This is a genomic window from Anaerostipes sp., assembly GCF_018381315.1.
Lineage (GTDB): Bacteria > Bacillota > Clostridia > Lachnospirales > Lachnospiraceae > Anaerostipes.
Map to the genome: position 1 here is coordinate 19490 of NZ_JAGZSD010000024.1, position 20529 is coordinate 40018.

Consider the following 20529-nt stretch of genomic DNA (forward strand, 5'->3'; position numbering starts at 1 on the left):
CTAAATATTCTCGATCTGCCAGTCGACCGGTTCTATGCCGTTCTCCTGCAAAAACTCATTGGTCCTGCTGAAATGCCTGCATCCAAAAAATCCTCTGGATGCTGAAAACGGACTTGGATGAGGTGCCTCCAGCACCAAATGCTTTGGATTGGTAAGCATCCATTTCTTATTCTGGGCATTCCGGCCCCACAGCAGATAGACAATCGGCCTGTCCTGCTCATTTAATATGCGGATGGCTGCATCCGTAAACTCTTCCCAGCCGATATCCTTATGGGAGTTGGCTTTGTGAGCCTGCACCGTCAGCACAGTGTTTAAGAGCATAACTCCCTGCTCCGCCCATTTCGTAAGATATCCGTTGTTTGGTATATAGCACCCCAGGTCATCATGCAGTTCCTGATAAATATTCACCAGAGACGGCGGCGTCTGTACTCCCGGCTTCACAGAAAATGAAAGCCCGTGAGCCTGTCCGACATTGTGATATGGGTCCTGGCCTAAAATCACTACTTTCACCCTGCTTAACGGTGTCAGATGAAAAGCATTAAAAATGTCATCTGCCGGCGGAAAGACCATTTTTTCAGCATACTCGGCAGTTATAGTCTGATACAGCTTTTTATAATATGGCTTTTTGTATTCCTCTTTCAGATGCTCTGCCCAGTCATTTGTAATCGGTGGCATACTTTGTTCTCCAATCTGTTCCTTAAATTTCTTTATAATATACGTGTGTATTATAAACTATCAGGGCCTGTTTTGCAAACCCGGGAAATACCCGCATTCCTTTTTCTTTCCTGCATCTTGTGATAAAATAAAATCGGCAAAGGAGGATTGTCATATATGAAAACTTCAAAAATGGAAAATCCCCACACGCTGTCCATCTCGATTGTGTTCGACGGACTTCTGGTGGGGATATTTGCCGGCTGCATTGCCGTCATCTACCGTATTTTATTAAATCATGCGGAGTCTCTTTTATTCCGTATTATAAACTTTACAAAGGGAAACGCCCTTTATATCGCAGGATGGTTTGCTGTCCTGGTCATTCTGGGCCTGATCGTAGGCAGGCTGGTCCGATGGGATGATATGTGTTCCGGAAGCGGTATCCCCCAAGTACAGGGGGAAATGAAGGGATATATCAGCCAGAACTGGGGCAGTGTCCTGATCACTAAAATCATTGGAGGCACCCTTTCCATCCTGGGAGGTCTGTCCCTCGGAAGGGAAGGCCCTTCTGTCCAGCTGGGCGCCATGGCTGCCAAAGGGCTTGCAAAAGTAACACGAAAGAGCAAGACAATGGAAAGAATTATGGAAGTGTGCGGTTCCGGGGCAGGTCTTGCCGCGGCTTTTAATGCGCCTCTGGCAGGCATCATGTTTGCACTGGAAGAGATTCAGAAAAATTTTAACAGTTCCATGCTTGTCTGTGTCACTGCGGGAGCACTGGCTTCCGATTTTATTTCTAAAAATGTATTTGGCCTGTCTCCGGTATTTGAATTCAAACTGAAGTCCGCACTTCCGCTTAAATATTATGGCCTGCTGATCCTGCTGGGAATCATACTTGGTGCTGCCGGGGCTATATACAACCGTGTCATGCTGAAAGGACAGGATGTTTATAAAAAACTCTCCTTCCTGAAGCCAGAATACAGAACCGTCATTCCATTTCTTGTATCCGGCGTTTTGTGCTACTGCCTTCCTTCTGTACTTGCCGGAGGCCATGCCATGATTGAACGCCTGGAGACAGGGCATCTTCTGATCGGAGCTATGGTACTTCTTCTGCTTGGAAAGTTCCTGTTTTCAGCTGTCAGCTTTGGTTCCGGGGCTCCCGGCGGAATTTTCTTCCCGCTGCTGATTCTGGGCGCCTACATCGGAGCAATCTATGGTACATCTGTCACAGAACTTACAGGGATCAGCCAGGATTACATCATCAACTTTATCATTTTAGCCATGGCGGGATTCTTCACAGCCATTGTACGGGCGCCGATCACCGGTGTGATACTGATTGCGGAAATGACCGGAACATTTGAACATTTCCTCTCTCTGGCTGTTGTATCTCTGACTGCCTATGTCATTGCCCATCTGCTGAAAAGCGAGCCGATCTATGAGAGCCTTCTCGGCCGCATCCTTGCAAAAAAAGGATTAAAAACTGCTGATGCCGCAGAAGGAAAGGTTTTGTCCAGTTTTGTGGTCGGCACAACCTGTCTGGCTGTTGGGAAAAAGATCAAAGATGTAGCTTGGCCGGGACACTGCCTGATCGTCACTATCAGCCGCGGAAAAGAAGAGATTATTGCAAAAGGGAGTACTGTGGTGCACCCCGGTGATACGCTGGTCGTCCTGACAGATGAAGACTATCTGGGAATGGTAACTGAGAGCTTCCAGCTAATCTGCGGGGAGATTATGGCAGAATAAAATCTGGATTTAATGATTTTATTTGCTTTTATAGAGATAAATTTCTATCCCCCGGCCTCTTATACCTTACTTAATCATAATTTCAGCAAAATCACTTGTTCTGCATCCTGATGAATAATAAAATACAATTACAAAGTGATTCAAAACTTCCGGAAGATGGATTACCTGTAACTATAACAGCAAAGTATATAGAAAAGAGGTATGAAGTTATGAAGTGGAATGCAGTCATAGCAGAAACAGGTTCAGAAGTAATGGGATTATTAAAGACTTCAAATCAAGTTGATTTCAGGCCAAACGACAGACCAACCGATTTAGCAGATTATTCTGTATCATATGAGGGGCGTCCGGCAGAAGATCTGAAAAAGGGAGACAGGATAGAAATTGGCAGCAGTTCTTTTCGTATTGTAGGGATCGGTGCAAATGTAAACGAAAAATTACAGACACGCGGCACCTGCACTATGAATTTTTCGGAAGAACGTGAACCGGCAACACCAGATTCTATTATGCTCTCAGGTATCGGCTACCCTGAAACTTGTATAAAAAACGGAGCAAGGATAACAGTAAAATAAAGTTCAGCCTGAAGTCTCCCGCTGCCTAAGATCCTGGTTTCTAAGAATCATTCTGTAATAATCTGCAGAGAAAGGAAAAGATGTGAGAGACTATAAAGGAATTGTATTTTTTGATTATGACGGAACATTAATTGATGAGGTGGATCATATTTTTGAGATGCCGGATTCCGCGAAAGAAGCTTTAACAAAGCTAAAAGAAAACGGATATGCAGTTTGTGTCTGTACGGGAAGAACGAAACAATTTTCCGAAGATGTAAAACATTATTTTAACGGTTATATAACCGGCATGGGTTCCTATGTGGAAATTGACGGAGAAATCATTCAAAGCATAGAGATAAAGGAATCTGAAATTGAGGACATAAGACAAATTTGTGCACCCAGAAATATTGTCCTGCTGATGGACGGAGAAACACAGTCCTACTGCGATGGAATGAACCGGGAAAGCTACCGTTTTTTTAAAAAGGTGTTTGGCGTCAAAGACCACTGGGTGCTGCCCTGGGATACCAAAGATAAATGCAGGATCAACAAGCTGACATTTTTCTATGATCATGATGAAGACTTTGATTTTCTGAAGGCAAATTTTTCGTCCCGGTTTGAATTAGCAAAACATATCCGGTATCATTTCACAGATGCTGCGCCGCTTGGAGCAGACAAAGGATCCGGTATCCGATTAATGATTGATGCGTTAGGAATTCCAATTCAATCAACCTATGCATTTGGAGACGGTGACAACGATGTTTCCATGATGCAGACCGTGGAGACAGGAATTGTCATGGGACGGCATTACAGCGGATTAGATCCTTATGCGGCATTTACAACGGATAACGTCGCAGAAAATGGAATCTATAACGGATGCAGAAAACTGGGTCTTATATAGTTCTATGGAGTTCAGAAATGAGAAAGATAATTGATGATCAAAGATTAATTTATCAATGCTGCAGTCTTTACTACGAAGATCAAATGGGACAAAGCCAGATTGCAAAACACTTAGGAATTTCCAAATCTTCTGTCTCACGAATGCTCCAGACCGGGCGTGAACTTGGGATAGTAGAAATAAAAGTCCGCCACCTGTCACAATATATGTACAAGGATCTGGAAGAAGAATTAAAAAGTAAATATCATTTAAAAGACGTTGTCGTAGCGGAAAGCGGCCCGCTGGATTCTAAAGAAGAGCGTATTTTTAAATTGAATGAACGGGCAGCTGATTATCTGAACCGTTTGTTAAAGGACGGTGATTTTATAGGTGTCTCTGTGGGATCCAGCATTCGGAATCTGGCAAAAACAAGCCAGAAAACGTTTCACAGAAAATGTACCTTTGTCCCTTTGGTCGGAGGCATCAGCCAGCATACGGCCGGGATGGAAGAAGTACAGTCTAATCAGGTAGCAGAGGCTTTAGCCGAAAAGTATGGCGGTAACTACGTGTCTTTCTTTTCACCCGCAGTCTTCTCAAATGAAAAGCTGATGGAAGAATTTCTAAAAGAAGAAGCTGTACGGTTTATTTTTGATTACTTCAAAAAATTAAATATCGTCATTTCAGGGATGAATATTTCCAGTTCCATGTATGAGACCGTGAACAAGCTGGGCTATGTCTCTAAAGAACAACTGGACAGTTTTAGAGAAAAGGGTGCTGTCTGTAATCTGATTCTGCGCTTCCTTGACCGTCATGGCAATACAAAACCTTTTGATGAATATAACCGCAGGATTGCAGGAATCTCAGCGGAGGCTTATCAGAATGTAGAATACAAACTGCTGATCACAGGAGGAGCCAAGAACTCCGGTGCAGTAAAAAGCTGCATTAGAGGAAACTTCGCAAATATCCTCATTATGGATGTGGACTGTGCCAAGGCACTGCTTTCAGATGATGCAGACGAAAAGGGTAACTGATAACAAACAATCATCAGTCACCCTTTTCAAAAATCTTATTTTCTCTTACGGCTTTTTTTACAAATCAAAATACCGGCTGCTCCGGCTGCACATAAAGCCAGCCACAGCACCCTGCTCTCATCTCCGGTTTTAGCCGATGCTGACGTCTTCCTGCTGCTCTTTGTAACCTCTTTATACTTCCAGTTCTCATCCTTGTTATTTCCCTGTTTTTCTGCCTTTTCTTCCGCTGTTGTTGTATCAGGGCCATGTGTATCAGCTTTCTCTGTTGTTTCCTCTGTTGTTGGCTCAGCTGTCTTTTTCCATTTAGCTTTCAGTTTCAGTTCCCGATGCACCGGTGTGTCAAAGTCCCAAACCGCCTCTTTGCCCCGCTCGTCTGTATAAACCCATCCTTCAAAAAAGTATCCCTTTTTCTGCGGATCTTTTGGTTTCACAGCCCTTTTTCCGCCTTCTACTGTTTGGACATCCGGAGTATAACTGCCTCCATCAGAGTCAAAGGATACCTTATGGTCTCCTGTCAGAGTGACTTTTACCGTCACTTCCATGCCGCCGGATGTAGTAAATGTCAGATCAAAGCTTCCGGTTTTCCCCTCTGTTTTAGCCGCATTGATCACATCCAGCTGGTCTTTGTCTGAGGAAATGCGGACATCAACTCCATCTTCATCTTTTCCTTTTGCACCGCACAGATCTATAATCTCATCCTCAGTAAATGCCTTCCCGCCAGTGGGCTGGACAATATCATTTGCCCCGATGGATGCAGAGGAATTCCCCGGCTGATAATGTGCGTTGTCACTTCCTTCTTTCCTCAGATAAACAGTAATGGTGATCTCTGTCCCCTGGGGTGTCTGAAAGGACAGCGGATAATCCCCTGTCTTCCCTGATGTCTTTGCTGCATTGATTGTCTCCAGCTGGCTGGGATTGGAAAACTCTAACTCATCCGTCCTATACGGTGTACTGTCATCCTTGCTTCCTGCAAGACCGGCCAGTGCTTTCAGCTGTTCTTCTGCAAATTCTTTTCCTCCGGTGCCGCTGATGATGTGGTTCGCCATGATCTTGTCTCCGCTGTCTGCTGCATTTGTCACATCCCGTCCTCCCGTCAATGTGACTGTAATCTGTGCTGTTTTCCCGTCAGGAGTTTCAAATGTAAGATAAAATGTGCCGTTTTTATTGGCTGTCTTTGCATCGTTGATCTTATCCAGCTGCTCTTTCGAAAGCTTCATATCATCCAGAGATATGTTATTGCCGTCTTTGTCTTTTCCTTTCAGTTTTCCAAGCTCTTTGACCTCTTCTTCGGTAAAGGCCGCTCCGCCGGATTCCGACTGAAAACTGTTTGCACCGATCACGGAAGATGATTCCTGTACATTCATGCCTGCCGTGTCCGTGCCTTCTCCCCTCAGATAAACAGTAACCGTGACTGTCGTACCATTCTCCGTAGAAAACGTCAGCGGGTATTCTCCGGTCTTTCCCTCCTTTTTCGCCCGATTGACCGCTTCTATCTGGCTGAGATCCTCAAAAAGAATCTGGCTGTCAGGAATGCTGGTCCCGTCTGCATGTTTGCCCGTCACTTTGGTCAGGGCTTTCAGCTGTTCTTCTGTAAATTCACTGCCTCCCGTTTTACTGATCACATGGTTGGCTCCGATCTGTTCTTTGGTGTCCTGATCAATCCCGTTGGCATCACGGTAAGGGCCAAAATATACCATGGTAAAAAATTTTGCTACTTTAATCTCTGTTTTTTCAGAAAACGGTGTCCCATCTGCAAATATATAATTATCTTCAGACTCTCCGTCCTGGATATACCCCTGGTATCCTTCTTCTGGAATGACAGCTGCATCCTTTACATAATGCAGTCCTTTTGCGGCCCCGATTCCGGGCATATTGGTAGACTGATCGCCAATGGCTGTTACCACAGTTTCTCCTCCGCTGATTTCAAGATGTTCAGTTTCTCCTGACTGCTTGTAGCCAACGGTAAAATCGGATGCACCAATTCCGGGAGCATGTGGTCCCCCTTTTGCTGTGATTTTTCCTCCAGTAATATATAAATCTTCTACTTTGCTGCCATAACCCGAACCAATACCTGAGCCATAACTTGTTCCAGTAGCAATGATATTTCCACCGGATATTCTGATATTTTTTGTATATCCGTAACCTCCGCTGTAATATTCACTGACACAGGCACAGCCAATGCCCGGACAATGCTCCCCGCCGGCTGCCTCAATATTCCCGCCTTTGATCGTAAAGTTGGCAAACCCTATATCTTCTTTTACTGTGCCGGAACGATATGTATTTCTTACCGTACTTCCAATAGACCCCGCATGTTTGATTCCAGGATTTCCTTTCGCCAGCAGGGATCCGCAGGATGAACTGCATTTATGCCCCTCCTTATCTGCTGATTCACACTGAATGGTCAGGCTCCCATCCATTCCGTCCTTTGCAAGGGCACATCCCTCTACCTCTGTATTATCCCCTCCGGAATTACAAAAAAGCTGATTCTTTCCTCTAAGTGTTATAGTAACATTTGCATGGGACACATTGATACAGTCCATTTTTGTTGTATCACAAGTAATGTCAACGTTGTCTAATGTAAGATCAGCCGTGACATTGCTTTCCACTATAACATTGTATTGAGTCGTTGTTCCGGAAATCCAGTATCCCTTCGGATTCAGGGCTGTCTCATTTTCGGACAGACCTCCGCCCTCGGCTCCGTGCTCTGTGATCCGGATGTCTCCCTGTCCTACATCAAGAAGTGTCTGACCGTTCTGGGCAAGCTTCTTTTTTTGTACAGCTTTCTTCACCGGTTTCTTTACCGCAGCAGATTCTTTCTCTTTTTTGGTCTCTGTCCTAACTTCTTCTGTTACCTGCTGTTCTGCCGTATCCTCCTTCGGCGTTGTTTCCGAGAGTTCTTCGTTTTCAGGAACTTGCTCTCCTGTATCCTCTGTCTGGCTTTCCGGGGTTATTTCCTGTATTTCACAAATACCCCCCCCCGGGTTTTCCAGACATTTCCTCATCCTGAGCCCTGAGCATTGTTCCTGCTCCGGATCCAACTGCCAAAATCAGGGAAACAGCGGCCAGTCGTTTCATCCATGGTTTTTTCATTCTCTCTCCGTCCTTTCTCTCTGCCCTTAAGCGCGCTCTTTCGGGCATATTTTGATATTTAACCGTTATAAGAAAAATTTATTGTGTAAATGGTTAGACAAGAATGAAAAATAATACCCGCAGATCCCCGCGGCACCTGCCATGCACGCAAAAAACCATATTTGTTTTCCGTCTTCGCCTGTTTTAGCCGGATCGGCATCTCTGTTATTTCCTGTTCCATTCTTTTCTTTTATTTCTTTGTAATTCCATTTATTCTCATCTTTATTTCCTGGATTGGTCTTGTCTGATGATTCTGTTGGGCCCTTTCCCCCTCCTGAAGTGCTTTCAGCAATCTTCTTCCATCTGGCCTTCAGGACCATACTGCTGTTTACCGGATCGGCAAAATTCCATTTTTTCTGCACTCCATTCTCATCTGTATAATACCATCCTTCAAAAATATATCCTTTTTTACTTGGCTCCTCTGGCTCTGTTATGTTTTTGCCGCCCTCCACGGTCTGGTTCCCGGGTGTATAATCTCCTCCGTCAGAATCAAATGCAACATGGTGGATTCCTGTCAAAATGACCAAAACTTCAATCCTCTTTCCATCTTTCAGGAAAAAACCAAGCTTAAAAACACCGGTCTTTTCTGCCGTTTTGGCTTTATTTATAATTCCCAGCTGTTCTTTATCAGCATACACCGCAGCATTGTTTCCATAAGCATCTTTGCCTGTAGCCTCACACAGCCTGACTATTTCATCTTCTCCAAAGGCTCTGCCGCCTGTAGGCTGTATAAAATTATCTGCCCCTATACTCCCTTGTTTTCTGCCTTCCTCTGTCTGTCCATCGGCATTTTCTCTCAGGTATACATGAATCGTGATCTCTGTTCCTCCGGGCGCAGCAATCGTCAGCAGAAAGTCTCCTGTCTTATTTCCGGTTTTTGCCTGATTGATGGCTTTCAACTGTTCTTTGTCAGGAAACACCAACGCATTTTGTTCAATCGCCTCTCCGCTGCTGTCTGATGCAAATACTTGGGAAAGCTCTTTTAATTCTTCTTCCGTAAACGCTTTTCCCCCGGTCTGGCTTATAATGTTCAGACCTTTGATAGTCTCGCCAGTAGTTTCATTTGTATTTATTTGGTCATATACTTTTAAAGTCACTGTAATCGAGGCAGTTTTATTGTCAGGAGATACAAATGTAAGAGGAAACTCCCCTCCTTTTCCTGATGTCTTTGCCTCATTAACTGCCGCCAGCTGTTCCGGGTCTACCGAAAATTCTTCCTGCGGATAGGTCGTTCCCCCTGCGTCCTTCCCCTGGACAGAAGCCAAGCTTCTCACATCATCCTCACTGAATGCTTCTCCTCCGGTATCATGCTGAAAATTGTTCGCTCCGATGGTTGGCTCACTCTGCATTGGATCCATATCAGCCGCGTCAGTTCCGGCCGCCTTTAAATAAACTTTTACCGTCGTCTTAGTCCCATTAGGTGTCGTAAAGGTTAAAGGATACTCTCCTGTCTTTCCGGCAGTTTTTGCCTGATTGATTGCCTCAATCTGCTGCTGATCGTCAAACGTAATATCTTCCTTTGGGAAATCCATTCCGTTCTCCTGTTTGCCTGTAACTCTTGTAAGAACCATCAGCTGTTCCCCGGTAAATACTTCACCTCCAGTCTTGCTGATCACATGGTTTGCCCCAAGCTGTTCCTTTGTATCTTTTGCAATTTCATTTGAATCCCTGAATGGACCGAAATACACTTTTGTATAGAAACGCCCCACATTAATGGCAGTTTCTTCTTTAAACGGCGTTCCGTCCATAAACGTATAATTTTCCAGGGATGTTCCATCCTGTATATACCCCTGATAGCCGAACTCCGGAGATGCCGTCACATTAAAAACTTTGGAGTTGCCTGCTGCAGACCCGATGCCCGGCATGCCAGTTCCTTCATCTCCTACTGCTATGACCACCGTCTCTCCTCCGCTGATCTTTACGTTTCTTGTCTCTTTCGTCGGTCCTGAATAACCGCCCTGAGGTGCAGATGCCCCGATCCCCGGACCATATTTTCCGCCATAGGCTGTCACTGTCCCTCCGGTTATATAAATTCCATCCACTTTATTGCCGTATCCTGATCCTATGCCGGAACCGTATGCAGTCCCTGTTGCCTTTACATTTCCTCCGGTTATGTAAATATCCTTAGTATAACCTCCATAGATTTCAGAGTCACACGCAGAACCAATGCCAGGAGTGTGTTCTCCGGCAGATGCCTCGATATTGCCTCCCTTGATGGTAAAATTGCAGAATCCAGTCTCATTTTTTGTCCTGTGATTCTTCCATGAGCTCCCGATAGCCCCTGCATGATACTGACTTGGATTTCCATATGCTATCAGAGACCCGCAGCTGTCATCACATCTGTGGCCTTTTTGGCCGGCAGATTCACACTGTATCGTCAATTCTCCATCCATACCGTCCTTTGTCAATCCGTTGCCCGAATTGCCGTCGCTGGCATCGGTGCGCCCTGAATTATTCGTCAGGAAATTCTTTCCCCGCAGTGTAATGGTTACATTTGCGTGGGAAACGTCAATACAGTTTATTTTACTGCTGGCAGTGATATTTACTTGATCCAGAGTAAGTTTCGTCGTAACATCTCTTTCGACAATCACATTGTTTGCATCAGTCGTACCCTGAATCCAATATCCGTTTGGATTCAGCTTTGTCTCTCCAGCAGCAAGCCCTCCTCCCGAGGCACCGTCTTTTGTAATACGGATATCTCCTGCTCCTACGTCTAAAAGAGTCTGTCCATTCTCAGCCAGCTGTGTTTTTACACCTGCCTTTTTCTTTTTAACTATAGTCTGCTTTCCCTCAGTCTCCGGAGGTTTCACTTCTGCCTCTGCAGTTTCTGCTTTATCAGTTTCCGACTCCGTTGTCTTCTCCTCCAGATCCGCTTCAGTTTGGCTTAATTCCCTGGAAGTCTGCTCTTCACTTTCGTAAATACCCCCCCCCGGGATTTCCAGACATTTCCTCTTCCTGAGCCTGCAGCATAGTTCCGGCTCCGGTTCCCAAAGCCACGATCAGAGAAACTGCAGCCAGACGTCTTATCCATTGTTTTTTCATTACTCTCTCCACCTTCACTTCCTGCCCTCAAGTGCACTCTTTATCGGGCATTTTTTTGATCAGTTGTTATAAGAACATCAGGCTTTAAAAAAGGTTAGACTAAAATAAGGACAGCTAAATTTTTTATGCTGTCCTTATTTTCCGTTATTTTATTTTCTTTCGTCTGTAAAGACAAAATACAAATCCTGCCGCACCTGCCATGCATCCAAGGACCCATGGAAGTTTGGTTTCGTCTCCTGTTTTTGCTGCCTGACTCTCTTTCGCATTTTTTCCCACTTCCCGGTACTTCCAACCATTGGTATCTTCTTTTTTAGGCGCCTTCTTATCCTTTTCAGCCGTTGTCTGATCAGGTTTCTTTGTGACGGCAGCAGCAGTAGTTTCCTCTGCAGCAGGCTTCTTCGTCCACTTAGCTTTGAGTATCAATTTATCGTGTACCGGCGTATCAAAATTCCATTTCACTTCTTTGCCGTCTTCATCTGTATAAAACCAGCCTTCAAAATTATATCCGTCTTTTTTCGGTTCTTTTGGTTCCACCGCTGTCTTTCCACCCTCTATATTCTGATCCTTTGGCCGATAATCTCCCCCGTCCGGATCAAAGGATACTGTGTGATCTCCTGTCAGGGTGACAGCTGCCTCAATCCTGCTGCCATCTTCCAGTCTAAATTCAAGTTTAAAAACCCCTGTCCTCCCAGAAATTTTTGCCTTATTTATTAATTCCAGCTGTTCTTTGTCCACACTTACTGAGACATTGTTTCCGTACGCATCTTTTCCTTTAGCTTCACAGAGATTCACAATATCTTCTTCTCCAAAAGCCTTTCCGCCTGTGGGCTGTATAATATTATTTGCCCCAAGGCTTCCCTGCCCTTTGCTGTATGCTGTTTTTCCTGCAGCATTCTCTCTCAAATATACATAGATCGTAATCTTTGTACCTCCGGGTGTTTCAATAGTCAGTGGATAATCTCCTGTCAAATGGCTGGTTTTTGCCTGATTGATATCTTTCAGCTGTTCTGGTTCAGAAAATACCAGATCATTTCGGGAGACAGGATTTCCGCTGCCATCTTCAGCCTTTACCAAAGAAAGTTCTTTTAATTCTTCTTCCTCAAATGCTTTTCCACCGGTCTGGCTTATGACACTCAGTCCTTTAATCGTTTCACCTGTGTTTTCATCGGTAGTTATCTGGTCATAGACTTTCAATTCCACCACAACAGTGACCGTTTTATTGTCAGGAGATGTAAAAGTCAGCGGAAACTCTCCTCCTCTCCCAGATGACTTCGCCTCATTGACAGCCGCAAGCTGCTCAGAATTTACCGAAAAAACCTCTGACGGATATGTCGTTCCTTCTGGGTCCTTACCCTGGATTGCAGCCAGGTTTCTTACATCATCTTCGCTGAATGCCTCTCCCCCGGTATCACTCTGGAAATTATCCGCTCCGATCATAGTCCCGCCTTTTTCCGAATCAAGTTTAGCTGCATCCGTTCCCACAGCTTTCAGGTGTACCTGGACCGTAGCCTTAGTCCCATTTGGTGTCGTAAAAGTCAAATCAAATTTTCCTGTCTTCCCAGCAGTTTTTGCCTCATTGATAAGCTCAATCTGCTGCTTGCTGTCAAACGTCAATTTTTCGTCAGAAAAGTCTGTTCCATTTTCCTGCTTTCCTGTAACCTTTGCAAGACTTTTTAATTGTTCTTCTGTAAATGGATTCCCTCCAGTTTTACTGATGACATGATTCGCACCAATCTGCTCTTTTGTATCATTCGCAATTCCGTTTGCATCCCGATACGGACCAAAATATACTTTTGTATAAAAACGCCCCACATTAATGGCCGTCTCTTCTTTGAATGGCGTTCCATCCATGAATGTATAATTATTCAGTGAAGTACCGTCCTGGATATAACCCTGATAGCCAAACTCGGGATCTGCCGTTACATTAAAAACCTTGGAATTGCCTGCGCTGGACCCTATCCCGGGCATGCCAGTTCCCTCATCTCCGATTGCAATAACCACGGTATCTCCTCCGCTGATCTTTACGTTCCTTATCTCCTCTGAAGGCCTTGCGATACCACCCTCCCAGGCGGATGCACCGATTCCGGGAGCATATCTGCCTCCATAAGCAACCACAGTACCTCCGGATATAACAATTCCATCCACAGTATTGCCATATCCAGATCCAATCCCCGATCCAAAGTCTGTACCGACTGCCTTTATATTTCCTCCGGTAATGACAATATTCTTTGTATATCCTCCATAGGCTTCAGAATCACAGGCGGATCCGATACCAGGTGTATGTTCCCCGGCAGATGCCTCAATATTGCCTCCTTTTATCGTGAAGTTACAAAAACCGCTCTCCTCTTTTATTTTATGATTCTTCCATGAACTCCCTATAGCCCCTGCATGGTATTGATTCGGATTTCCATAAGCTTTTAAAGATCCACAGCTGTCATTGCATCTGTGTCCTTTTATATTGGCTGATTCACATTGTAATGTCAGGTAGCCATCCATCCCATCTTTATTGAGCCCGTTTCCCGAATCACTGGGCATCGAATCAGACTTTCCTGAATTACTGGTCAATATATTTTCTCCCCGCAGTGTGATCGTTACGTTGGCATGGGAAACATCAATACAGTTTACTTTACTGCTGGCAGTGATGTTTACTTGATCCAAAGTAAGTTTTGTTGTAACATCTCTTTCAACAATTACATTATTTGTATCAGTTGTACCCTTAATCCAATAGCCGTCCGGATTCAATTTTGTTTCGTCCTCTGGAAGTCCTCCGCCTGTTGCTCCGTTTAATGTGATCCTGATATCTCCCTTGCTCACATCCAAAAGAGTCTGTCCATTTTCCGCCAGCTGTTTTCCGGACTTTCCTGCGGTTTTCTTTTTCACGGCAGTACTTTTTTTCTTTTCACTGGCAGGTTTCGAAGCCGTTTGTAGTTCCTGAGGCTGTTTTGTCTCTGTATTACTTTGCTCTGTGGCTATTGGGGTCTCGCTTCCCATTTGTTCTTCCGGGGTCAGCTCCTCAATTCTGGAAATACCCCCCCCCGTATTTTCCAGCTATTTCCTCATCATGAGCCTTTAGAACAGTTCCTGCCCCGGTTCCCATGGTCACGATCAGAGAAACTGCAGCCAGACATCTCATCCATTGTTTTTTCATTGCTCTCCATCCTTTCTCTCTGCCCTCAAGTGCACTCTATTTTGGGCTTTCTTTTTAATATGACTTTATAAGAACACCAGATAAATAAAAAAGTTAGATAAAAAAGGACAGCCAGGATGATTTCTCCCCGCTGTCCTTTTATATCCTCCTATTTTACTTTCTTCCTTCTCAGAAGACAGGCCATGATTCCTGATGCCCCTGCCATACATCCAAGAACCCATGGAAGTTTGGCTTTGTCTCCGGTCTTTGCCGCCCGGGTCCCGGTCTTATCTTTTTTGATCTCCCGGTAGTTCCAATTCTCATCATGTCCATTCTTTTTTGTTGTTTCTTCCACTTTTGTTGTTTTGATTTTTTCTGTAGTTGTTTTTTTCCTGCCTGTTTCTTTCAGTTCTTTCTTCCACTTGGCCTTCAAAGTCATACTCTGATGGACCGGCGTGTCAAAGTCCCATTTGACTTCATTTCCTTTTTCATCAGTGTAATACCAGCCCTCAAATATGTATCCTTCTTTCTTTGGCTCTTTTGGTTCTACCGCAGGTCTTCCTCCTACAACGAGCTGATCCTTTGGCTGATAGTCTCCTCCATTCGGATCAAAATTCACTGTATGGTCTCCGGTCAATGTCACAGTTACTTCTGCCTTAACTCCGTCATCCATGGAAAATGTAAGTTTAAATTCTCCTGTTCTTCCTTCTGTTTTTGCCTCATTGATTTTGTTCAGCTGATTTCTGTCTGCTCCCACTGCTACATTGTTTCCATATTTATTTTTTCCTTTGGCTTTACAGAGTTCTATGATTTCCTCTTCACTAAAAGCGTTTCCTCCAGTGGGCTGTGTGATATGATTCGCTCCGAGGCTTCCCTTTTTCTCTTCGTCTTCTCCGTTCTTTATCTGATCGGTCCCACCGTCTCTTAAATACACATGGATCGTGATCCCTGTCCCATCCGGCGTCTCTATAGTCAGCGGAAAGTCTCCGGTTTTTCCGCCGGTTTTGGCTTCATTGATCGCTCTGATCTGTTTTTCATCCGGAAATACCAAATCAGTTCCTGCGATCGGGTCTCCGTCTCCATTTTGGGCTGCCACATCTGAAAGTTTTAATAGCTGTTCCTTTGTAAAGGCTTTCCCCCCGGTCTTGCTGATGATATCCAGTCCCTTGATCTGCTCTCCGGTCGTCTCATTGACGGCAGTTTCATCATATGCTTTCAGCACCACCTCCACGGTAGCTTTTTTCCCGTCCGGAGATGTAAAGGTCAGTTCAAAAGTGCCGCCTTTTCCTGCCGTCTTGGCTTCATTGATCACTTCCAACTGACTGGTATCTGCCCCAAAATTCTCCTGGGGATAAGTTGTTCCTTCTTCATTTTTTCCCTGAACCTGGGCCAGCTTCCGTACATCATCTTCAGTAAAAGCTTCTCCTCCGGTGTCCTGCCAGAAACCGTCTGCCCCGATGGTTGGCTCCAGTTTATCCGGATTCATCTGTGCTGCATCCGTTCCATCACCTTTCAGATATACGGTCACTGTAGTTTTTGTCCCATTCGGCGTCTGAAAGGTCAGTGGATATTCCCCGGTCTCACCTTTGGTTTTTGCTCTGTTGATTGCCTCAATCTGTGCTTGGTCGGTAAAACTCAGTTCATTTTCCAAAAAATCCTTTCCATTTTCGTTTTTCCCGGTTACCATGGTAAGCCCCTTTAGCTGATCCTCACTGAAAGCTTGTCCTCCGGTCTTGCTGATCACATGATTGGCTCCAATCTGGTCTTTGGTATCCTTTTCGATTTCATTGGTATCGCGAAACGGCCCAAAGTAAACTTTCGTATAAAAACGTCCAACCTGAATATCTGCGGCCTGCTTAAACGGAGTGCCGTCTACAAAAGTATAATCATCCAGAGCAGTGCCATCCTGGATATATCCCTGATATCCGAAATCCGGCACTGCAGTGACATTTGATACTTTGGTATTTCCAGCAGCTGAGCCAATTCCAGGCATCCCGCTGTCCTCATCTCCAACTGCAATGACTACAGTATCTCCTCCACTGATTTTTATATTCTGTGTCAGCATAGATTGCTTGCTGTCTCCTTTACTTGCACCAATTCCAGGGGCATCCGGGCCTCCATAGGCTTCCACATATCCTCCGGTAATATAGATTCCATTGACCTTATTTCCATATCCGGAACCAATGCCAGACCCGACAGTTGTTCCTACTGCCTTTATGATTCCTCCTGTTATATTTATGTTCTTTGTGTAACCTCCTCCAGTCTGTTCAGAAACACATGCAGAGCCAATTCCAGGCATATGTCCCCCTCCCGAAACATCAATGTTCCCTCCATGGATGGTCAGATTAGCAAACCCGGAGTCATTTCCTTCACCACTATTTCTCAATGTACTGCCAAGTGCTGCTCCATGGTACTTCGTTGCCTTCACTAATAAAGAACCACATTTATCATCACAGCGATGTCCTGCATTTTGGCTCTGTTCGCACTGAATCGTCAAGCTTCCGTCCATTCCATCCTTCGCCAAAGCTCCTCCAGAGCCTGGAGGATTTCCCGGACTTGGGCCTTCCGTGTCACAGATCAGTTCATTTTTCCCTTTCAAAGTAATAGTCACATTTGCATGGGATACGTTCATACTGTCCAATCGTGCAGTGGAGGTTCCGGATGTCACGCTGACATCCTCCATGGTAATCTCAGTAGTCACATTCTTCTTTACCTCAATATTATAATCTGAGGTTTTCCCCGTAATCCAATATCCCTTTGGATTCAGTTCCGTCTCATTCTCTGAAAGTCCTCCACCCGTGGCTCCATTCGCCGTAATTCGGATATCTCCTTTGCTTATATCCAAAAATGTCTGGCCGTTCTCAGCCAGCTTTTTGGATTTGCCTTTCTTCTGTTTTTCTTTTGATACCGACTTTCTCTCTGCGGTCGGCATTTCCTGCTGCTCTGTGTTTGCTTTTTCTGCTGTTTGTATTTCCATGCCCAAAATTTCTGCTGTACCAGCCTCTGTTCCAGTCTGACTTTCCGGGTTCAATTCCTCAATTCTGGAAATACCCCCCCCCGGATTTTCCAGCTATTTCCTCATCCTGAGCCTTCAGAACAGTCCCTGCTCCGGTTCCCATGGTCACGATCAGAGAAACTGCAGCCAGACATCTCATCCATTGTTTTTTCATTGCTCTCTCCGTCCTTTCTCTCTGCCCTCAAGTGCACTCTTTTTTGGGCTTTCCTTTTTTATATGACTTTATAAGAACATCAGACAGATAAAAAAGTTAGACGAAAAAAGGACAGCCAGGATGGTTTGTTCCCGCTGTCCTTTTATGTTCCTCTATTTTATCTTCTTCCTTCTCATCAGATAAACCATGATTCCTGCTGCCCCAGCCATGCATCCAAGAATCCATGGAAGTTTGGCTTTATCTGCGGTTTCTGCTGCCCGGGTCCCGGTCTTATCTTTTTCAATCTCCCGGTAGTTCCAATTTTCATCATCACCTGTCTTCTTTGTTTTTGTCGCTTTTGTCTTTTCTGTTGTCGTCTTTTCCGTCTTTGGTTCGGTCGATTCTTTCTTCCACTTGGCTTTCAAAGTCATACTCTGATGAACCGGCGTGTCAAAGTCCCATTTAACTTCGTTTCCTTTTTCATCGGTGTAATACCAGCCCTCAAATATGTATCCTTCTTTCTTTGGCTCCTTCGGTTCTACTGCCAGTCTTCCTCCCACAACGAGCTGATCCTTTGGCTGATAGTCTCCTCCGTTTGGATCAAATGATACCGTGTGATCCCCGGTCAGTGTAACCTTTACTTTGACCTTGGTTCCATCTTCCATCAAAAATGTAACATCAAACGTTCCGGTCTTCCCCGCTTCCTTTGCTTCATTCACCTTCTGAAGCTGTTTCTCATCGATGCTCAGATCTGCATTGTCTCCATGCTCATCTTTTCCTTTCGCCTGGCAAAGCTTTGTCAGTTCTTTCTCTCCAAATCCACTACCTCCGGTGGGATAGCTCAGATTGTCTGCTCCAAGACTTGGTTTCCCGCTTTCCTGGACGGCTCCATCGGTACCTTCCTCCATTAGATAGACCATGACGGTTACCTCTGTTCCGTCTGGCGTGGCAAAGGTCAGAGGAAACTGCCCGGTCTTTCCCGATGTTTTTGCCTGGTTCAGCTCCTGCAGCTCTTTAGGATTAGGAAGCATAAGAAGTTCCGTTTCAATGACACTGTCGTCTCCTGCTATGGCTTTCACTCTGCTCAGCTTCTTTAACTGGTCTTTTGTGAATTCCTCTCCTCCGGTCTTGCTGATGATATGGTTCGCCTTGATCGTCTCTCCCGTATCCGGATCCGTTGTGATCTTATCATACTCTCCGTAAAGTGTTACAGTGATCACCGCTTTTTTCCCATCTGGTGAAGTAAAGGTCAGCGGAAACTGTCCGGCCTTTCCACCTGTCTTTGCTTCATTGATCGCAGCCAGCTCCTGTATGTCCGGTTCCAACTGGTCTGTTTCATAGGTGGTCCCGCTGTCATTTTTTCCCTGTACTGCTGCAAGTGTCCGTACATCCTCGGCGGTCAGCTCTGATCCTCCGGTCTCTTTGGAAAAGCTGTCCGCTCCGATGGTTGGTTCCAGGTGCTCCGGATCCATAGCAGCAGCATCGGTTCCGTCTCCCTTTAAATATACCGTCACTGTAGTCTTTGTCCCATTTGGAGTCTGAAAGGTCAGCGGATATTCTCCGATTTCTCCCTTGGTCTTCGCATTGTTGATCGCTGCAATCTGCGCCTGATCCGTAAAGGTCAGTTTATCCTCGGAAAAGTCTTTTCCGTCTTCATCTTTCCCTGTGACCATCGTAAGCCCTTTTAACTGATCTTCACTGAAAGCCTGTCCTCCGGTCTTGCTGATCACATGGTTGGCTCCGATTTGGTCTTTGGTATCCTTTTCGATCTCATTGGTATCGCGGAATGGTCCGAAATACACCATGGTATAAAACTTTCCTACCTGGATATCCGTTTTTTGTTTAAATGGAGTTCCGTCCATAAATGTATAGTCTGTCTCTGAAGTTCCATCCTGGATATAGCCCTGATAACCAAAGTTAGGGATCGCAGTTACATTGGATACTTTTTCATTTCCTGCAGCAGAACCTATCCCTGGCATATCCGTATCCATATCTCCAACCGCTTTCACTACTGTATCTCCACCTGTAATATTTATATCTTTTGTTTCACAGCTTTGTTTATCATATAAACCATTATGTTGATAATCTGGTGCTCCAATTCCCGGGGCATAAGGTCCTCCATAAGCCTCTACATATCCGCCTGTAATTGTAATTCCTTCTACTTTATTTCCAAATCCCGAACCAATCCCAGCGCCATACATTGTTCCTCTGGCTTTAATATTTCCCCCGGTAATCAATATATTTTTTGTGTATCCGCCACCATAATGTTCCGATGCGCAGGCTGAACCGATTCCCGGACAATGTGCTCCTCCTGATACAGTCAAATTACCTCCATAAATTGAAAAATTGGCAAATCCACTCTCATTAGTTGTACTAATATTTCTATAAGTACTTCCCAAAGCACCTGCATGTGCAATGGTTGGATCCCCTTTTACCAGCAGAGAGCCACAGTTGGCATCACATTTATGACCTTTATCATGGACGTATTCACACTGAATAGCCAGACTTCCATCCATTCCATCCTTGGCCAAAGCACAACCAGTACCTGGAGGCGTACCACTACCTGAACCTTTTGTATTACAAATCAGCTGGTTGTCTCCGCGCAGCGTAATAGTAACATTTGCATGAGATACATTCATGCTGTCCAATCTTTCACTGGATGATCCCGATGTTACACTTACATCCTCCATGGTAATCTCAGTTGTTACATTCTTCTGTACCACAATATTATAATCTGAGGTTTCCCCCGTAATCCAGTATCCCTTTGGATTCAGTTCCGTCTCATTCTCTGAAAGTCCTCCGCCTGTGGCTCCATTTACCGTAATTCGGATATCTCCTTTGCTTATATCCAAAAATGTCTGCCCATTCTCAGCCAGCTTTTTGGATTTACCTGTCTTCTGTTTGTCTTTTGATACAGACTTTCTCTCTGCGGTCAGCATTTCCTGCATCTCTGTGTTTGCTTTTTCTGTTGTTTGTATTTCCATGCCCAAGATTTCTGCTGCTGTACTATCCTCTGTTCCACCCTGACTTTTCGGGGTCAATTCCTCAATTCTGGAAATACCCCCCCCCCGGATTTTCCAGCTATTTCCTCATTTTGAGCCTTCAAAACAGTTCCTGCCCCTGTTCCCATGGTCACAATTAGAGAAACTGCAGCCAGACATCTCATCCATTGTTTTTTCATTACTCTCTCCGTCCTTTCTCTCTGCCCTCAAGTGCACTCTTTTTTGGGCTTTTCTTT

Annotated in this window: 15 protein-coding genes; 4 read left to right on the plus strand and 11 right to left on the minus strand. The window is 44.9% G+C overall.

Annotated elements, in window-relative coordinates; translation table 11 throughout:
* Positions 1-675 (minus strand): uracil-DNA glycosylase, encoded by a 675-nt coding sequence (gene ung, locus KH180_RS14825; protein WP_290761649.1) that lies wholly within the window; start codon positions 673-675, stop codon positions 1-3.
* A gap of 156 nt (positions 676-831) precedes the next feature.
* On the opposite strand from ung, the gene KH180_RS14830 reads away from it, so the two are divergent.
* The 4 genes from KH180_RS14830 to KH180_RS14845 all read left to right on the plus strand — a co-directional run bounded on the left by KH180_RS14830 (position 832) and on the right by KH180_RS14845 (position 4844).
* Positions 832-2391, plus strand: coding sequence for a ClC family H(+)/Cl(-) exchange transporter (locus KH180_RS14830; RefSeq protein ID WP_290761651.1), 1560 nt, complete (start codon positions 832-834; stop codon positions 2389-2391).
* A 95-nt stretch (positions 2392-2486) separates the two neighbouring features.
* Positions 2487-2960, plus strand: a complete 474-nt coding sequence (locus tag KH180_RS14835) for a PTS glucitol/sorbitol transporter subunit IIA (protein WP_290761653.1) — start codon at positions 2487-2489, stop codon at positions 2958-2960.
* A gap of 82 nt (positions 2961-3042) precedes the next feature.
* Positions 3043-3837 (plus strand): HAD-IIB family hydrolase, encoded by a 795-nt coding sequence (locus tag KH180_RS14840; RefSeq protein WP_290761655.1) that lies wholly within the window; start codon positions 3043-3045, stop codon positions 3835-3837.
* A gap of 17 nt (positions 3838-3854) precedes the next feature.
* The gene (locus KH180_RS14845) at positions 3855-4844 is read left to right on the plus strand and encodes a sugar-binding transcriptional regulator (protein ID WP_290761657.1); all 990 of its coding nucleotides are present in this window, start codon (positions 3855-3857) and stop codon (positions 4842-4844) included.
* A 35-nt stretch (positions 4845-4879) separates the two neighbouring features.
* On the opposite strand, the gene KH180_RS14850 is transcribed toward KH180_RS14845, so the two are convergent.
* From KH180_RS14850 to KH180_RS14895, 10 genes are all read right to left on the minus strand, one after another.
* On the minus strand, positions 4880-7846 hold the full coding sequence (locus KH180_RS14850; protein ID WP_290761659.1) for an InlB B-repeat-containing protein: 2967 nt from the start codon (positions 7844-7846) through the stop codon (positions 4880-4882).
* Positions 7806-7934: a hypothetical protein gene (locus KH180_RS14855; protein WP_290761661.1), complete on the minus strand. Its 129-nt coding sequence runs from the start codon at positions 7932-7934 to the stop codon at positions 7806-7808. Before KH180_RS14855 ends, KH180_RS14850 begins: the two co-directional genes overlap by 41 nt.
* A gap of 65 nt (positions 7935-7999) precedes the next feature.
* Positions 8000-10783: an InlB B-repeat-containing protein gene (locus KH180_RS14860; RefSeq protein ID WP_290761663.1), complete on the minus strand. Its 2784-nt coding sequence runs from the start codon at positions 10781-10783 to the stop codon at positions 8000-8002.
* A gap of 97 nt (positions 10784-10880) precedes the next feature.
* The gene (locus KH180_RS14865; RefSeq protein ID WP_290761665.1) at positions 10881-11015 is read right to left on the minus strand and encodes a hypothetical protein; all 135 of its coding nucleotides are present in this window, start codon (positions 11013-11015) and stop codon (positions 10881-10883) included.
* A 144-nt stretch (positions 11016-11159) separates the two neighbouring features.
* The gene (locus tag KH180_RS14870) at positions 11160-14006 is read right to left on the minus strand and encodes an InlB B-repeat-containing protein (RefSeq protein ID WP_290761667.1); all 2847 of its coding nucleotides are present in this window, start codon (positions 14004-14006) and stop codon (positions 11160-11162) included.
* Between the two features lie 22 nt (positions 14007-14028).
* Positions 14029-14163: a hypothetical protein gene (locus KH180_RS14875; protein WP_290761669.1), complete on the minus strand. Its 135-nt coding sequence runs from the start codon at positions 14161-14163 to the stop codon at positions 14029-14031.
* 148 nt (positions 14164-14311) lie between these two features.
* On the minus strand, positions 14312-17119 hold the full coding sequence (locus tag KH180_RS14880) for an InlB B-repeat-containing protein (protein ID WP_290761671.1): 2808 nt from the start codon (positions 17117-17119) through the stop codon (positions 14312-14314).
* A 58-nt stretch (positions 17120-17177) separates the two neighbouring features.
* Positions 17178-17312 (minus strand): hypothetical protein, encoded by a 135-nt coding sequence (locus tag KH180_RS14885; protein ID WP_290761673.1) that lies wholly within the window; start codon positions 17310-17312, stop codon positions 17178-17180.
* A 152-nt stretch (positions 17313-17464) separates the two neighbouring features.
* Complete coding sequence (locus tag KH180_RS14890) at positions 17465-20275, minus strand: InlB B-repeat-containing protein (protein ID WP_290761675.1); 2811 nt, start codon at positions 20273-20275, stop codon at positions 17465-17467.
* 53 nt (positions 20276-20328) lie between these two features.
* A complete protein-coding gene (locus KH180_RS14895; protein ID WP_290761676.1) occupies positions 20329-20472 on the minus strand; it encodes a hypothetical protein in 144 nt (47 codons plus the stop codon).
* Positions 20473-20529 lie beyond the last annotated feature (57 nt).

Bases quoted from the DNA above. Each gene is read 5' to 3' on its own strand.
- KH180_RS14885 (WP_290761673.1), bottom strand. From the start codon at position 17,312: ATGAAAAAACAATGGATGAGATGTCTGGCTGCAGTTTCTCTGATCGTG.
- KH180_RS14880 (WP_290761671.1), bottom strand. From the start codon at position 17,119: ATGGAAATACAAACAGCAGAAAAAGCAAACACAGAGCAGCAGGAAATG.
- KH180_RS14845 (WP_290761657.1), top strand. From the start codon at position 3,855: ATGAGAAAGATAATTGATGATCAAAGATTAATTTATCAATGCTGCAGT.
- KH180_RS14855 (WP_290761661.1), bottom strand. From the start codon at position 7,934: ATGAAAAAACCATGGATGAAACGACTGGCCGCTGTTTCCCTGATTTTG.
- KH180_RS14890 (WP_290761675.1), bottom strand. From the start codon at position 20,275: ATGGAAATACAAACAACAGAAAAAGCAAACACAGAGATGCAGGAAATG.
- KH180_RS14865 (WP_290761665.1), bottom strand. From the start codon at position 11,015: ATGAAAAAACAATGGATAAGACGTCTGGCTGCAGTTTCTCTGATCGTG.
- KH180_RS14875 (WP_290761669.1), bottom strand. From the start codon at position 14,163: ATGAAAAAACAATGGATGAGATGTCTGGCTGCAGTTTCTCTGATCGTG.
- ung (WP_290761649.1), bottom strand. From the start codon at position 675: ATGCCACCGATTACAAATGACTGGGCAGAGCATCTGAAAGAGGAATAC.
- KH180_RS14870 (WP_290761667.1), bottom strand. From the start codon at position 14,006: ATGGGAAGCGAGACCCCAATAGCCACAGAGCAAAGTAATACAGAGACA.
- KH180_RS14830 (WP_290761651.1), top strand. From the start codon at position 832: ATGAAAACTTCAAAAATGGAAAATCCCCACACGCTGTCCATCTCGATT.
- KH180_RS14850 (WP_290761659.1), bottom strand. From the start codon at position 7,846: ATGAGGAAATGTCTGGAAAACCCGGGGGGGGGTATTTGTGAAATACAG.
- KH180_RS14895 (WP_290761676.1), bottom strand. From the start codon at position 20,472: ATGAAAAAACAATGGATGAGATGTCTGGCTGCAGTTTCTCTAATTGTG.